Annotated in this window: 14 protein-coding genes and 1 tRNA gene; 8 read left to right on the plus strand and 7 right to left on the minus strand. The window is 69.3% G+C overall.

The genetic code is table 11. The annotated features are described in order from the left end of the window. Window positions 1-1,530 carry an alanine/glycine:cation symporter family protein gene (locus OG984_RS24850; protein ID WP_328528842.1) on the minus strand — a complete coding sequence of 510 codons (1,530 nt, stop codon included), beginning with the start codon at window positions 1,528-1,530 and terminating at the stop codon, window positions 1-3. Window positions 1,531-1,707: 177 nt separating this feature from the next. Here OG984_RS24850 and OG984_RS24855 point away from each other — a divergent pair. Together OG984_RS24855 and OG984_RS24860 are read left to right on the plus strand one after the other, a co-directional pair. Then, a tRNA-Thr gene (locus OG984_RS24855) sits at window positions 1,708-1,783 on the plus strand. Window positions 1,784-1,900: 117 nt separating this feature from the next. Next, window positions 1,901-2,224 carry an HNH endonuclease signature motif containing protein gene (locus tag OG984_RS24860; protein ID WP_328528843.1) on the plus strand — a complete coding sequence of 108 codons (324 nt, stop codon included), beginning with the start codon at window positions 1,901-1,903 and terminating at the stop codon, window positions 2,222-2,224. Here the strand turns inward: OG984_RS24860 and pdxY are convergent, their stop codons facing one another. Genes pdxY through OG984_RS24880 form a run of 4 tightly spaced genes read right to left on the minus strand, consistent with a single transcriptional unit; the run spans window position 2,225 to window position 5,031 of the window. Then, window positions 2,225-3,073 carry a pyridoxal kinase PdxY gene (gene pdxY / locus OG984_RS24865; RefSeq protein WP_328528844.1) on the minus strand — a complete coding sequence of 283 codons (849 nt, stop codon included), beginning with the start codon at window positions 3,071-3,073 and terminating at the stop codon, window positions 2,225-2,227. A 56-nt stretch (window positions 3,074-3,129) separates the two neighbouring features. Continuing rightward, window positions 3,130-3,726, minus strand: a complete 597-nt coding sequence (locus tag OG984_RS24870) for a rhomboid family intramembrane serine protease (protein WP_328528845.1) — start codon at window positions 3,724-3,726, stop codon at window positions 3,130-3,132. A gap of 14 nt (window positions 3,727-3,740) precedes the next feature. Further along, entirely contained in the window at window positions 3,741-4,307 is a 567-nt protein-coding gene (locus OG984_RS24875) for a hypothetical protein (RefSeq protein ID WP_328528846.1), read from the minus strand. A gap of 34 nt (window positions 4,308-4,341) precedes the next feature. Beyond that, window positions 4,342-5,031, minus strand: coding sequence for a uracil-DNA glycosylase (locus tag OG984_RS24880; protein WP_328528847.1), 690 nt, complete (start codon window positions 5,029-5,031; stop codon window positions 4,342-4,344). Window positions 5,032-5,083: 52 nt separating this feature from the next. On the opposite strand from OG984_RS24880, the gene OG984_RS24885 reads away from it, so the two are divergent. Next, window positions 5,084-6,076, plus strand: coding sequence for an LLM class F420-dependent oxidoreductase (locus OG984_RS24885; RefSeq protein ID WP_328528848.1), 993 nt, complete (start codon window positions 5,084-5,086; stop codon window positions 6,074-6,076). Window positions 6,077-6,574: 498 nt separating this feature from the next. Further along, window positions 6,575-7,690 carry an FMN-binding glutamate synthase family protein gene (locus tag OG984_RS24890; RefSeq protein WP_328528849.1) on the plus strand — a complete coding sequence of 372 codons (1,116 nt, stop codon included), beginning with the start codon at window positions 6,575-6,577 and terminating at the stop codon, window positions 7,688-7,690. Between the two features lie 3 nt (window positions 7,691-7,693). Here the strand turns inward: OG984_RS24890 and OG984_RS24895 are convergent, their stop codons facing one another. Both OG984_RS24895 and OG984_RS24900 read right to left on the minus strand, forming a co-directional pair. Then, window positions 7,694-8,719: a Gfo/Idh/MocA family protein gene (locus tag OG984_RS24895; protein WP_328528850.1), complete on the minus strand. Its 1,026-nt coding sequence runs from the start codon at window positions 8,717-8,719 to the stop codon at window positions 7,694-7,696. Between the two features lie 66 nt (window positions 8,720-8,785). Next, window positions 8,786-10,228 (minus strand): alpha,alpha-trehalose-phosphate synthase (UDP-forming), encoded by a 1,443-nt coding sequence (locus tag OG984_RS24900; RefSeq protein WP_328532389.1) that lies wholly within the window; start codon window positions 10,226-10,228, stop codon window positions 8,786-8,788. Between the two features lie 156 nt (window positions 10,229-10,384). On the opposite strand from OG984_RS24900, the gene OG984_RS24905 reads away from it, so the two are divergent. From OG984_RS24905 to lon, 4 genes are all read left to right on the plus strand, one after another. Continuing rightward, on the plus strand, window positions 10,385-10,681 hold the full coding sequence (locus tag OG984_RS24905; RefSeq protein WP_091046051.1) for a DUF3263 domain-containing protein: 297 nt from the start codon (window positions 10,385-10,387) through the stop codon (window positions 10,679-10,681). Further along, a complete protein-coding gene (locus OG984_RS24910; protein ID WP_328528851.1) occupies window positions 10,682-11,179 on the plus strand; it encodes a LytR C-terminal domain-containing protein in 498 nt (165 codons plus the stop codon). Window positions 11,180-11,271: 92 nt separating this feature from the next. Beyond that, complete coding sequence (otsB, locus tag OG984_RS24915; protein ID WP_328528852.1) at window positions 11,272-12,126, plus strand: trehalose-phosphatase; 855 nt, start codon at window positions 11,272-11,274, stop codon at window positions 12,124-12,126. 166 nt (window positions 12,127-12,292) lie between these two features. Then, window positions 12,293-14,617, plus strand: a complete 2,325-nt coding sequence (gene lon, locus OG984_RS24920; RefSeq protein WP_328528853.1) for an endopeptidase La — start codon at window positions 12,293-12,295, stop codon at window positions 14,615-14,617. The last annotated feature ends 26 nt before the right edge of the window (window positions 14,618-14,643 follow it).

The following is a 14,643-nucleotide window of genomic DNA, read 5'->3' on the forward strand; positions in this document are numbered from 1 at the left end:
CTAGACGCGCTCGCGCTCCGGCTCGTAGCTCTCCCAGTACGTCGCTCCGGTGATGCCCAGGGCGCGGGGGTCGAAGACCGGGTCGAGCCCCTGCTTCTTCTGCCGCTCGTAGTCCCGCAGGGCCGCGAACGCGGGCTGCTGGAGGACGAGGATGCCGAGGATGTTGAGCCACGCCATCAGGCCGACGCCGATGTCGCCGAGCGTCCAGGCGTCGCTGGCCGTCGACACGCAGCCGTACGCCGAGGCGACCAGGATCACGGCCTGCAGGGCCAGTGTGGTGACCCGACCGAGCGAGACACCGCGCTGCCCACCGAGCCGAACGGTGGCGAACCGGCCGACGATGAAGCGCAGGTTGGTCTCGGCCATGTAGTAGTAGGCGACCATCGTCGTGAAGCAGAAGAAGGCGAGCGAGACCGCGATGAAGGAGGCGCCGATCCCGGGGAACACGGTGTCGAAGGCCGACTGCGTGTAGGCCGGGCCGACCTCCGCGCCCGCGGCGAGCACCCCGCCGTCCGCGATCACGTCGCCGCTCTCGCTGCCACCCTCGAAGACGCGGTAGGCGCCGGTGGACAGGATCAGGAAGCCGGTCGCCGAGCAGACGAACAGGGTGTCGACGTAGACGGCGAAGGCCTGCACCAGGCCCTGCTTCGCCGGGTGCGAGACCTCGGCCGCGGCCGCTGCGTGCGGGCCGGTGCCCTGCCCCGCCTCGTTGGAGTAGACCCCGCGCTTGACGCCCCACATCACGGCGAGACCGAGCACCGCGCCGAACGTGGAGTGGAGGCCGAAGGCGCTGGACACCACGTCGCTGATGACCCCAGGGATCTGGTCCGAGTTCACCACCACGACGACCATGGCGACGGCGACGTACGCCACCGCCATGAACGGCACCACGAGCGTCGCGAAGGACGCGATCCGCTTGACACCACCGACCACGACGAACGCGAACACGATCACCGTCGCGAGCGCGACGCCCCAGGTCGGGACGCCCCACGCGTTGGTCATGCCCGCCGTCATCGAGTTCGCCTGGACACCGGGAAGGAGTACGCCGCACGCGAGCACGGTCACGGCCGCGAAGACGAACCCGTAGACCGTGAAGAACTTGCTGGCGCGGGTGTGCGCGAAGGCGCGGCTGAAGTAGTAGGCAGGACCGCCCCGGTACTCACCGGTGAGCGGGTCCCGGGTCTTGTAGACCTGACCGAGCGTGCTCTCCACGAAGGACGTCGAGGCGCCGAGGAACGCCACCGCCCACATCCAGAACATCGCGCCCGGCCCACCGAAGGCGATCGCCGTGGCGACACCGGCGATGTTGCCCGTGCCCACGCGCCCGGCCAGCGACATCGCCAGCGCCTGGAACGAGGAGACCCCGGAGGACGACTTCTCGCCGCGTACGAGCAGCCGCACCATCTCGGGGAAGTGCCGCACCTGGAGGAAGCGTGACCGCACGGAGAAGAACACCCCCACCGCGAGACACAGATACACGAGCCAGTTGCTCCACACGACTGCACTGATGGCGCCCAAGATGTCCGTCATCCGTCTTCCCTTCATCTATCCGACGTTCGGATGAGGGGAAACCCTCTCAGACGTCCTCCCCGCGCAGGTTTTCGAGGGGTTGCCTCGAGGTGCGTCACGGTCGGGACGACACGCCGGATGCACAGATGGGACGGTGACTGGCTACGATTGTCCCGCCGTTGCGGAGACGTACGGCATGCCGGTGTAGCTGAGTTGGTACAGCAGGGTCCTTGTAAGACCAAGATCGCAGGTTCGAGTCCTGTCACCGGCTCCACGAGAGTTGTCGGTGGTCGCGCTTAGTGTCGCCGGCATGAGAGTTTGCGTGGGGTGTGGCGCGCCCCTTGAGAAGCGCCATCAGCTCAGGTTCTGCAGCAACGCCTGTCAGCGGGCGATGGAACGTCGCGAGAAGATCGAGCGATGGCTGAAGACCGGCGAGGCCACGCTCAGTGGTAGTCGGCGCCATTATGTGAAGCTCCATCTGATGGAGGACCAGGTCGGCCTGTGCGCGATATGCGCATGTCCGGCGACGTGGAATGACCTCGAGCTGACCTTCGTGCTGGACCATATCGACGGTGATGCCACCAAAAACAGGCGCGAGAACCTGCGGCTGGTGTGCCCGAACTGCGACAGCCAGCTGCCGACGTACAAGGCCAAGAACCGCGGCAGCGGCAGGGCCTGGCGGCGGCAGCGATACTCCGACGGCAAGTCCTACTGATCAGCGGAGCTGGGTGACCTCGTACGTCGTCGGCGGGTTGGCGATGTCGTCCTGGGAGGCGACGAGCTCGAGCTCGCGGCGCCCCGACTTCAGCGTCCGGTCGAGGATGGCGAAGAGGGTGTTCGCGGTGCGGCCGAGGGCGGCCGGCGTGGAGCCGGTCGAGAGCAGGTGGGAGAGGTAGACCGCCGCGGTGACGTCGCCGCCGCCGTTGGGGGAGATCGGGAGCAGGGGAGTGGTGACCGACCAGGCGCCCTCGTCGGAGACCGCGACCAGGTCGAGGTGGGTGGGGTCCTTGGTGATCACCGAGGTCACCAGCACGTTCGAGGGGCCGGACTCACGGACGATGTCGACCGCGGCGAGCACCTCCTGCAGGGTGTCGGTGGACTCGAGGCCGGCCAGGAAGTTGAGCTCGAAGTGGTTGGGCGTGATCACGTCGGCGGCGGGCACGACCTCGTCGCGCATGAACTCCGGGATGCCCTCACGCACGAACATCCCGCGCCCGACGTCACCCATCACCGGGTCGCAGCAGTAGAGGGCCCGCGGGTTGAGGGCCTTCACGCGGCGTACGGAGTCCAGGACGATCGCGCCGACGGCCGGGTCGCCCTGGTAGCCGGACAGCACCGCGGAGACGGTGGAGAGACCGTCACGCTCGGAGATCCCCTCGATGACCTCGGCGACCTGGTCGGCGGCGACGACGGGTCCGCGCCACGCGCCGTAGCCGGTGTGGTTGGAGAAGTTGACCGTGAGCACCGGCCAGACCTCGTGGCCGAGGCGCTGGATCGGAAAGACGGCCGCCGAGTTGCCGACGTAGCCGAAGGCCACGTGCGACTGGATGGAGAGGATCTGCATGGAACCAGTCTCCATCAGCCGGCTCGCGCGGACTTCTTCTGGGCCTTCTTCTGGGCCTACTTCTGGGCCTGCTTCTGGGGCGGGTCGTTGAGCAGCCAGGCCGCGAGCGCGCCACCGATCGCACCGAAGAGGTGGCCCTGCCAGGAGACGCCGGTCTGTCCGGGGAGTACGCCGAGCAGCAGGCTGCCCCAGACCAGGAAGATGAGCACGCCGATGATGATCTGGCCGACGCGGTGGTTGAACAGTCCGCGCAGGATCAGGTAGACGAGCCACCCGAAGATCAGCATCGAGGTGCCGGCGGTGATGCTGCCCGGGGGCGACATCAGCCAGACACCGACGCCGCCGACGATCCAGATGATGAGCGTCGCGGCGATCCCGCGGCCGAACCCGGAGGCGAGCACCAGGAAGCTCAGGACGAGCGCGAACAGGGTGTTGCCGTAGAGGTGGGCCCAGCCGAAGTGGAGCACCGGTGCGAACACGATGCCGAGCAGGCCGGCGTCGGTGCGCGGCTGGATGCCGAGGGTGTCGAGCTGGTGGCCGCTGATGTAGTCGGTGACCTCGAGCACCCACAGAAGGGCGACGAATCCGAGTGACCAAATGCCGGCCCTCAGCCAGGTGGCGCGTTGGGGCCGCGTGGGGGAATCCTGGCTCACGCGTGAAATCTTACCTACCGGTCAACAGCGGCAAGTCTCTGCTCGAGGCTCTCGTAGAGGTGCGGGACCGCGGCCGGGTAGGGCCCGGTCTCGTAGAGCTCGGTGGCCAGGGTGCGGGCGGACTCCCCGATGTGCTCCTCGGCCCAGGTGTCGCCGCCGTCGGTGATCCGGCCGCCGTCGAGGGGGAGGACCGCACCGGGCGCGAGCGCGACCCAGCGCCCGTCGCTGCCGCCGTCGTCGAGCCAGGCCACCGGCACGGCGTACGCCTCGCCCTCGGTCATCGCGGCCTCGACGGTGATCCGCCGACCGATCGGGTGGGCTCCCTGCCGGCTCCACAGAACGGTGGTGACCTCGAGCCGGTCGGTGTCGTCGGGGCCGGCGGTGCCCAGGACGAGGTGGTCGGCGAAGGTCGCCCAGTCGCGTACCTCGGTCGCGGGGAGCTCCGGAGGAGCGGCCCGGTCGAGCAGGGCCCGGACGCCCAGCACCGCGGCCCAGGCCGCCAGCAGGACGACCACGATGGTCCCGGCGATCTTGAGCCGGCGGGGCACCGACAGCGTCGGATCGGTGGTGTTCTCGCTCACGTGACCCCCCGTTCGCCGCGCCGATGCGCCGATCCTAGTCCGGAAGGGACCAGTCGACCGGGGATCCGCCCTGTTCGACCAGGAGGGCGTTGGCGCGCGAGAACGGCCGGGAGCCGAAGAACCCGCGACGGGCGGAGAGCGGCGAGGGGTGGACCGACTTGATCGCGGGCACGCCGTTGAGCCGCGGCTCGAGGTTCTGCGCGTGCCGGCCCCACAGGATGGCGACCAGCGGTCCGCCGCGGCGGCCCAGGACGTCGATCGCCCGCCCGGTGACCTCCTCCCAGCCCTTCTTCGAGTGGGAGGCGGGGGCACCGGGGCGCACCGTCAGCGAGGTGTTGAGCAGCATCACCCCGCGGTCGGCCCAGGTCGACAGGTCGCCGTGCTCGGGCATCTTCAGGTCGAGGTCGGTGACCAGCTCGGCGTAGATGTTGCGCAGCGACGCGGGCAGGGGACGCACGTCCTTCTCGACCGCGAAGCTCAGCCCGATCGGGTGCCCGATCGTCGGGTAGGGGTCCTGACCGACGATCAGGACGCGTACGTCGCGCAGCGGGCGCCGGAAGGCGTTGAAGATCCGGTCGCCGTCGGGAAGATAGGGACGCCTCGCCGCCAGCTCCTCGCGCAGGAAACGGCCCATCTGCTCGATCTGCGGCTCGGCCGGCGCCAGCGCCTCGGCCCAGTCGGCAGCCATCAGGCCCTTGTCCACGAGTCCGGCGAGTGCGCTCATTCCCTCAACATATCGTTCGCCACGCCCAGGGACCCTGGATAGGTTGTGGTGTATGAAGTTCGGACTCTTCATCCCGCAGGGATGGCGCTTTGACCTCGTCGGGATCGACCCGGCAGACCAGTGGACCACGATGAAGGACCTGGCCCTCCACGCCGATGCCGGAAGCTGGGAGTCGATCTGGGTCTACGACCACTTCCACACCACCCCGGAACCCTCGGACCAGGCGACGCACGAGGCCTGGACGCTGATGGCCGGCCTGGGTGCGGTCACCTCGCGGGTGCGCCTCGGCCAGATGTGCTCCTGCATGTCCTACCGCAACCCCGCCTACCTGGCGAAGGTCGCCGCGACCGCCGACCACGTCAGCGGCGGCCGGATCGAGATGGGCATCGGCGCGGGCTGGTACGAGCACGAGTGGCGGGCCTACGGCTACGGCTTCCCGGAGGCGCGCGACCGGCTCGGGATGCTCCGCGAGGGCGTCCAGATCTTCCAGCAGGCCTGGACCAAGGGCGTCTCGTCGCTGGACGGGAAGTACTACCAGGTCGACGGCGCCATCTGTCAGCCGCTGCCGATCCAGAAGGGCCGTTCCGGGATTCCGCTGTGGATCGCCGGCGGCGGCGAGAAGGTGACCCTGAAGATCGCCGCGCAGTACGCCGACTACACCAACTTCGCCGGCGACCCCGAGACGTTCCAGGCGAAGTCGGAGATCCTGCGCGGCCACTGCGACAACCTCGGCCGCGACTTCGCCGAGATCACCCGTTCCGCCAACTACAACGTCTTCATCGGCGAGACCGAGAAGGACGCCCAGGACAAGATCGACTGGTACGCCGACCACCTCACCAAGTCGCTCGGCGAGGCCGCCGGCGCGGAGCACGCGCGCCGCAGCGGCAGCCAGGGTCTGGTCGGCACGCCCGAGCAGATCGTGGAGAAGCTGAAGGCGATGGAGGACCTGGGGATGACCTACGCCATCACCTACTTCGGCGACGCCGCCTACGACCGCTCCTCGATCGAACTCTTCGAGTCGAAGGTCGTGCCTGAGTTCGCCTGAGCGACGCCTGCCGACACCGCCACGGACGTTTACAACGCCGTGGCGGGCCGGTAGGAAGACGTACATGAAGATGACGACCCTCCTCGGGGGAGCGGCGGTCGCTGCCGCCGTGGTCGCCGCGCGCGACCTGACCCAGCGCAAGCACGCGATCCTGCGGAACTTCCCGGTGATCGGGCACGCGCGCTACCTGATGGAGAAGATCGGGCCGGAGCTGCGCCAGTACATCGTCGCCGACAACGACGAGGAGCGGCCCTTCAGCCGTGACCAGCGGCGCTGGGTGTACGCCTCGTCCAAGGAGCAGAACAACTACTTCGGCTTCGGCACCGACAACGACATCGAGCACACGCAGGGCCACATCCACATCAAGCACCGTACGTTCGCCGACAGCCTTCCCGACGACCACGACCGGGCCGCCAGGCTCCCGTCGGCGAAGGTGCTCGGGGCCCGCGCGGGCGCGCGAAGGCGTTCCGTCCGGAGTCGGTGGTCAACATCTCGGCGATGTCGTTCGGGTCGTTGTCCGGGCCGGCGATCACGGCGCTCAACCGGGGTGCGTTCAAGGCCGGCGCGATGCACAACACCGGCGAGGGCGGCATCTCGCCCTACCACCTCGAAGGTGGTGCGGACCTGGTCATGCAGATCGGCACGGCCTACTTCGGGTGCCGCAACGCCGACGGAAGCTTCTCGATCGACCGGCTCAAGGAGCGGGTCGCCACCGCGCCGGTCAAGGCCATCGAGATCAAGCTCTCCCAGGGCGCGAAGCCGGGCCTCGGCGGGCTGTTGCCCGCGGCCAAGGTGACCCCTGAGATCGCCGCGATCCGCGGCATCGAGGTCGGCAAGGACTGCGCCTCGCCGTCTCGGCACTCGGCCTTCTTCGACGTCGACTCCATGCTCGACTTCGTCGAGATGATCGCTGCCGAGACCGGGCTGCCGGTCGGCATCAAGTCGGCGGTCGGGGAGATGGAGTTCTGGCGGGAGCTGGCCGCCAGGATGCGCACGGGGGAGCGCGGCGTCGACTTCGTCACCGTCGACGGCGGCGAGGGCGGCACCGGTGCCGCGCCGCTGATCTTCTCCGACTCGGTCGCGATGCCCTACCGGATCGGCTTCTCCCGGGTCTACGGCACCTTCGCCGAGCTCGGCCTGACCGACTCGGTCACCTTTATCGGGTCGGCCAAGCTCGGCCTGCCGGAGAACGCCGCCGTCGCCTTCGCGCTCGGCGCCGACATGATCAACGTCGGCCGCGAGGCGATGATGTCGATCGGCTGCATCCAGGCCCAGAAGTGCCACGACGACACCTGCCCCACCGGCGTGGCGACCCAGAGCAAGTGGCTCTCCGGCGGTCTGGACCCGCTGGACAAGGGTGACCGCTGCGCCAGCTACCTGCGTACGCTGCGCAGGGAGCTGACGAAGGTCTCCGCCGCCGTCGGGGTCGCCCACCCCGGACTGATCACGCCGCGCGACATCGAGGTCATGAACGGCGACTACGAGTCACGCACCCTCGCCGGCGTCTACGGCTACAAGGACCACTGGGGTGCCCTGGGCCCCGACGTGGTCGGCGAGCTCCTCGACATCGTGCACCCGCACCGGACCTTCAACGAGAAGCCGACGACCGCCTGAGCCTCAGGACTCGTCGGCGAAGCGGGCGCCGATGGACTCGCGGATCATGTCCATCTGGCGCATCAGGCTGAGCGTCTGGCTGTGCGGCACCAGCGGGGACTCCAGGAGGCCCTCGCGCAGGCAGCGCTGCACCTCGACGATCTCGTTGCCGTACGCAGCGCCGATGACGGGCTCGTCACCGACGATCTCGACGGGCTCGCTCCCGTCGGCGGGCTTGAAGACCGCCGAGGACGGGTGGTGGAAGTCGGTCAGCTCGATGCGGCCCTGGTCGGTGGCGATAGCGGCCGAGCGGGAGGAGTAGGACGTGACCGAGGAGACCATGGTGGAGAGCTCGTTGCCGGCGTACTTCCCGGTCATCACCAGGTCGAGGTCGAAGGTGCCGCCGTCGGCGCCGGTCCCGAGGTTGGCCTGCGCGGTCAGCGAGCGGGCCTCGCCGAAGAGCAGGTGGGCGAAGGTGAGCGGGTAGATGCCCATGTCGAGCAGCGCGCTGGCGCCGAGGGCCGGGTCGAGGAGGCGCTGGTGCTGCTCGGGGTCGGCGACGAAGCCGAGCTCGGCGTGCACGTGACGGGGGACCCCGAAGCGGCCGGACTTCACGTCGGCGACCAGGCGCCGGATGATCGGATTGGTCGCCATCCACATGGCTTCCATGAGGAACAGCTTCTTGGAGGTGGCCAGGTCGACCATGGTCTGCGAGTCGGCGGCGTTGAGCGTCAGCGCCTTCTCGCACAGCACGTGCTTGCCCGCCTCGAGGACGAGGGTGGCGTGCTCGAGGTGGTGGGAGTGGGGTGAGGCGATGTAGACGACGTCGACGTCCTCGTCGGCGGCCAGCTCCTCGTAGGAGCCGTGCGCGCGGACCGGGCCGTCGGCGGCGGCGTACTCCTTCGCGAACGTCTCTGCGGACTCCTTGCTCCGTGAGCCCACGGCCACGAGTTGGCCGTCGGGAACGAGCATCAGGTCGGTGGCGAGGGAGTGGGCGATCCGGCCGGTGCCGAGAATTCCCCACCTGATCGGGTCAGAGTTGGTGGTCACGCGTCGACTCTAGCCACCTGCGCGGGTCTCCGCGCTTCGCGCGGTCACTTCCTCGCTCCGGTGGTCTCAGTGACCGTTGGGCGGAAGGACGCTCTTGTTGTGGTTGCCCGGCACCGCGGCGAGCTCCTCGAGGAAGGTGTCGGCCCAATGCCGTACGTCCCGGGCGGCGACCTGCTTGCGCATCGCCCTCATCCGGCGGGTGAGCTCCTTCGGCTCGGCCTCGTAGGCCTCCAGCAGCGCGGCCTTCATCCCGTTGATGTCGTAGGGGTTCACCAGCCAGGCCTGGCGCAGCTCCTCGGCCGCGCCGGCGAACTCGGAGAGCACCAGGGCGCCGTCGTCCTCGTAGCGGCAGGCGACGTACTCCTTCGCGACCAGGTTCATGCCGTCGCGGTAGGGGGTGACGACCATGATGTCGGCGGCACGGTAGAGCGCGGCCATCTCGGCCCGGGGGAGACTCGTGTGCAGGTAGGAGATGGCCGGGCGGCCGATGCGGCCGAGGTCGCCGTTGAGGCGGCCGACGAGGCGGTCGATGTCGTCGCGGAGCTTGCGGTACTGCTCGACGCGTTCGCGGGAGGGCACCGCGACCTGGACGAAGATCACGTCCTCGACGTCGAGCTTGGTGTCGCGCAGCAGCTCGCCGAAGGCGCGCAGCCGGGCGTAGATGCCCTTGGTGTAGTCGAGCCGGTCGACGCCGAGCATGATCTTCTTCGGGTCGCCGAGCTGCTGGCGGATCTCCTTGGCGCGCTGGTTGACGCCCTCGTCGTGCGCCATCTCGTCGAAGCCGACGAAGTCGATCGAGATCGGGAAGGCGGCCGCGTGCACGGTGCGTCCGTCGGGGAGATAGACCAGGTCACGATGGGTCTTGTGGCCGACGCGCTGGCGCACCAGGCGGACGAAGTTCTGGGCGGCCTGGGGGAGCTGGAAGCCGACCAGGTCGGCACCGAGCAGCCCCTCGAGCAGCTGTCTTCGCCAGGGGACCTGCTGGAAGAGCTCGGCCGGCGGGAACGGGATGTGCAGGTAGAAGCCGATGCGCAGGTCGGGGCGGAGCTCGCGCAGCATCTGCGGGACCAGCTGGAGCTGGTAGTCCTGGACCCAGACGGTCGCCCCCTTGGCGGCCACCTCGGCGCACTTCTCGGCGAAGCGCTTGTTGACGCGCTGGTAGCCGTCCCACCACTCGCGGTGGAACTCCGGCTTGGCCACGACGTCGTGGTAGAGCGGCCACAGGGTGCCGTTGGAGAAGCCTTCGTAGTGCTCCTCGATGTCCTGGGCGGTCATCGTCATCGGCAGCAGGTGGAGCCCGTCGTCCTCGAACGGCTCGAGGTCCTCGTCGGTGCCGCCGGGCCACCCGATCCAGACGCCGTCGTTGGCTCGCAGGACCGGCTCGAGAGCGCTGACCAGACCTCCTGGCGAGCGGCGCCACGCCTTCGTGCCGTCCGGCATCTCCACTCGATCGACGGGGAGCCGATTGGCCACGATTACCAGGTCAGCCTGCACATCTCCGACTGTAATGGACCGGAGCCAGGTTCGGTGCGGTGCCGTTCCACTGGGTACTCTGCGGTCCCTCACAGGAATACCTGTCGAGTAACACGCCGGAGGGTGAACCACAGCGGTGTAGTTCGGCGCGTTAGTCTGTGGCCAGATGCAGACGACACCGGGGGACGAGGAATGAGCGCTGTAAACGTGCAGGTCACAGGCCCAGGCGAGGACCCCGCGAGCCTCAGCGAGCGCGACAAGCAGATCCTTGACTTCGAGCGCCAGTGGTGGAAGTACGCCGGTGCCAAGGAAGCTGCCGTGCGTGAGGCGTTCAACATGTCCGCCACCCGCTACTACCAGGTGCTCAACGCGCTGATCGACAAGCCGGAGGCTCTGGAGGCCGACCCGCTCCTGGTACGCCGCCTGCGACGGCTCCGCGCTGCCCGGCAGCGTCAGCGCTCGGCGAGACGGCTCGGCTTCGAGGTCTGAATGACCGGCAGCGTACGTCGTTCGAAAGGGGAGCGTGGCGTCGCGCTCCCGACACCCGTCATCGCGCTCAGCGTGGTGGCCGTCGTCGTCGCGGTGATCGTCTTCTGGGTCACCGGCGGCGACGGAGACGGCCGGGGCGAGAAGATCGCCCAGACCGGTGGCAGCCCTTCGGCCTCGGCATCCGCCTCGCCGAAGGCGGCCAAGGCGGAACCGTCGCCCGTCGACCGTGCCAAGGTCAGCGTCGAGGTCTACAACCAGTCCAACGTCGCCGGCCTTGCCAGCGATGTCGCGGCGAAGGCGACCACGGTCGGCTGGAACGTCGTCGGCGAGGACAACTGGATGGGCTCCGTCCCGGAGAACACCGTCTACTACCCGAGCGGGATGAAGCGCGAGGGCCAGCAGCTGGCCGACGACCTCGGCATCAAACGGACCCATCTGTCGGTGGAGGGCTCGATGAAGGGTGACCGGCTGACGGTCATCCTGACCGGCGCTCTCTGAGGGGTTCCGGCCGTTCTCGACGGTGTGTGATCTGTCGCACGACCCCGTATTCCCGGTCGGCTCGGAGGTCGTTGCCGTGTCACAGTTGAGGCATGGCCGAACTCCAGCCTGATGGCACAGCAGGAGAGCAGAAGTACGCCGCGATCGCGGCTGCCGCCGCCGAGACCCTCGTCGGCCTCGACTTCGACGGCACGCTCTCGCCGATCGTCGAGGACCCCGCCTCGGCCCGGATCCATCCGGACGCGGCCTCGGCCCTGATCGCGCTCGCGGCCCGGGTGAAGGCGGTCGCCATCGTCACCGGCCGCCCGGCCGGACAGGTCGTCGAGCTGGGCGGGCTGGCGGCGATCGCCGACGCGCTCGCGGAGCTCGGCAAGGAGCTGTATGTCTTCGGGCAGTACGGCAACGAGCGCTGGAGCGGCTCGGACCGGGTCGTCGTCGGCCCGCCGCCGCCCGAGGGGCTGGGTGCCTTCGAGGCGGCGCTCCCGGCGGTGCTCGCCGCGCACGGGGCGCAGGACGCCTACATCGAGGAGAAGGGTCTCGCCGTCGGCGTCCACACCCGCCGGTTCCCCGACCCCGACGCTCTCACCGCGCGCCTGCTTCCGCCGCTGACCGAGCTGGCTGCCGAGCACGGACTGATGATCGAGCCCGGCAAGCAGGTCATCGAGGTACGCGCCCCCGGCATGCACAAGGGTCACGCCATCGAGACGCTGATCTCGGTGGTCGAGCCGGGCGCGATCCTGTTCGGCGGTGACGACCTGGGTGACATCGAGGCGTTCGAGGCCGTCAAGGCGTGGGGAAAGACCACCGGGTCTCCGACGCTGCTCGTCTACTCCCACGCCGGGCCCGACCGTGGCCCGCTCGCGGGGCTGGCCGATCTCGAGGTCGCCGGGCCGGAGGGCGTGCTCGGGCTGTTGCGTGGGCTGGCGACCGACGCGGCGGCCCTGTAACACGTCGTTCGGAGCACTATCCGGTCGTTCTGAACGACCGGATAGTGGGTGTAACAGCGTGTTACAGCTCGCGCCGTCCGCTGACAGCGAACACGATAACCGGAGGGAACATCCGGTTGCTCCCGGAAGTTGAGCCAGTATCACTCAACTTTCTAGGAGGGTCCGCATGGACAAGCTTCCTGTGCTGTTCGTCTCGGACGCCGTGGTCCTGCCGGGGATGGTCGTGCCCATCGAGCTCGACGAGGCCGCGCAGGCTGCCGTCGATGCCGCCCGAGCCGGCTCGGAGAGCCGGCTGCTGGTGGCGCCGCGGCTGGGGGACCGGTATGCGACGTACGGCGCTGTCGCCACGATCGAGCGCGTCGGCCGCTTCCGGGGCGGTGAGCCCGCAGCGGTGCTGAGGGCCGTCGGCCGCGCGAAGATCGGCTCCGGCGTGACCGGACCCGGCGCGGCGCTGTGGGTCGAGGTCGAGCCCGCCACCGAGACGACGACGGAGCACGCGAAGGAGCTGGCCGAGGAGTACAAGCGGCTGGTCGTCGCGGTGCTGCAGCGCCGTGAGGCCTGGCCGGTCATCGACCAGGTCAACCGGCTCATCGAGCCGTCCGAGATCGCCGACACCGCCGGCTATGCGCCCTACCTCGACGACGAGGCCAAGCGCGAGCTGCTCGAGACGCCGGACGTCGAGGAGCGGCTCGAGAAGGTGATCGCCTGGGCCAAGGACCACATCGCCGAGTCCGAGGTCAGCGACAAGATCGCCGAGGATGTCCGCGAGGGCATGGAGAAGACGCAGCGGGAGTTCCTGCTGCGCCAGCAGCTCGCCGCGATCCGCAAGGAGCTCGGCGAGGGCGAGCCCGAGGGCTCCGACGACTACCGGGCCCGGGTCGAGGCCGCCGACCTCCCCGAGACCGTACGCGAGGCCGCGCTGCGCGAGGTCGACAAGCTCGAGCGTGGTTCCGAGCAGAACCCCGAGACCGCGTGGATCCGCACCTGGCTCGACACCGTCCTGGAGCTGCCGTGGGGCGTGGTCACCGAGGACTCCACCGACGTGACCGCCGCTCGTGAGGTGCTCGACGCCGACCACCACGGCCTCGAGGAGGTCAAGGACCGGATCGTCGAATACCTGGCGGTCAGGGCCCGGCGGGCCGAGCGTGGTCTGCAGGTCATCGGTGGCCGTGGGTCGGGTGCCGTGGTGCTGCTGGCCGGTCCTCCGGGAGTCGGCAAGACCTCGCTCGGTGAGTCGGTCGCCCGCTCGCTCGGACGGAAGTTCGTCCGGGTCGCGCTGGGCGGTGTGCGCGACGAGGCCGAGATCCGCGGTCACCGGCGCACCTACGTCGGCGCGCTGCCCGGCCGCATCGTGCGGGCCGTCAAGGAGGCCGGCTCCATGAACCCGGTCGTGCTACTCGACGAGGTCGACAAGGTCGGCTCCGACTACCGCGGTGACCCGGCCGCGGCCCTGCTCGAGGTGCTCGACCCGGCGCAGAACCACACCTTCCGCGACCACTACCTCGAGCTCGACCTGGACCTCTCCGACGTGCTCTTCATCGCCACGGCCAACGTCGTGGAGCAGATCCCGAGCGCGCTGCTGGACCGGATGGAGCTGGTCACGATCGACGGCTACACCGAGGACGACAAGGTCGCCATCGCCCGCGACTTCCTGCTGCCCCGGCAGCTCGAGCGTGCCGCGGTGACCGCCGAGGAGGTCACGGTCGCCGACGAGGCGCTGCGTGAGCTGGCCGCGAACTACACCCGCGAGGCGGGCGTACGCCAGCTCGAGCGGCTCATCGCCAAGGCGCTGCGCAAGGCGGCGACGAAGCTGGCCACCGGCGCGGAGCACGTCGAGGTCGACCTGGACAACCTCAAGGACCTCGTCGGACGGCCCCGGTTCACGCCGGAGTCGGCGGAGCGTACGTCGGTCCCGGGTGTCGCCACCGGACTGGCCGTCACGGGACTCGGTGGGGACGTGCTCTTCATCGAGGCGTCGGCGTCCGACGGGCAGACCGGGCTGAACATCACCGGTCAGCTCGGCGAGGTGATGAAGGAGTCCGCGCAGATCGCGCTCTCGTTCGTGCGCTCGCACGCGGCCGAGCTGGGCGTCGACCCGGCCGTGCTCGACCGCTCGCTGCACGTCCACGTGCCGGCAGGTGCGGTGCCCAAGGACGGGCCGAGCGCCGGCATCACCATGGTCACCGCGCTGACCTCCCTCGCGACCGGTCGCCCGGTGCGCAGCGAGGTCGGCATGACCGGTGAGGTCTCCCTCTCCGGCCGGGTGCTGCCCATCGGTGGCCTCAAGCAGAAGCTGCTCGCCGCCCAGCGGGCCGGTCTGACCGAGGTCTTCGTGCCCCAGCGCAACGAGCCCGACCTGGACGAGGTGCCCGACGACGTGAAGCAGGCGCTGAAGATCAACCTGGTGAGCGATGTCAGGGATGTCGTACGCGGCGCCCTGGCGCCCGCCGGGGGAGAGGCCACGACGCAGAGCACGGTGGCCGCTGCCTGACCGGATCGTTCCGGATGCTGCCCGCT

The organism is Nocardioides sp. NBC_00368 (genome assembly GCF_036090055.1).
Taxonomy (GTDB): domain Bacteria; phylum Actinomycetota; class Actinomycetes; order Propionibacteriales; family Nocardioidaceae; genus Nocardioides.

Coding starts and splice junctions, on each gene's coding strand:
- OG984_RS24910 (WP_328528851.1), top strand. CDS start 10,682: ATGACCGGCAGCGTACGTCGTTCGAAAGGGGAGCGTGGCGTCGCGCTC.
- OG984_RS24850 (WP_328528842.1), bottom strand. CDS start 1,530: ATGACGGACATCTTGGGCGCCATCAGTGCAGTCGTGTGGAGCAACTGG.
- OG984_RS24890 (WP_328528849.1), top strand. CDS start 6,575: ATGTCGTTCGGGTCGTTGTCCGGGCCGGCGATCACGGCGCTCAACCGG.
- OG984_RS24905 (WP_091046051.1), top strand. CDS start 10,385: ATGAGCGCTGTAAACGTGCAGGTCACAGGCCCAGGCGAGGACCCCGCG.
- pdxY (WP_328528844.1), bottom strand. CDS start 3,073: ATGCAGATCCTCTCCATCCAGTCGCACGTGGCCTTCGGCTACGTCGGC.
- OG984_RS24880 (WP_328528847.1), bottom strand. CDS start 5,031: ATGAGCGCACTCGCCGGACTCGTGGACAAGGGCCTGATGGCTGCCGAC.
- otsB (WP_328528852.1), top strand. CDS start 11,272: ATGGCCGAACTCCAGCCTGATGGCACAGCAGGAGAGCAGAAGTACGCC.
- lon (WP_328528853.1), top strand. CDS start 12,293: ATGGACAAGCTTCCTGTGCTGTTCGTCTCGGACGCCGTGGTCCTGCCG.
- OG984_RS24885 (WP_328528848.1), top strand. CDS start 5,084: ATGAAGTTCGGACTCTTCATCCCGCAGGGATGGCGCTTTGACCTCGTC.
- OG984_RS24860 (WP_328528843.1), top strand. CDS start 1,901: ATGGAACGTCGCGAGAAGATCGAGCGATGGCTGAAGACCGGCGAGGCC.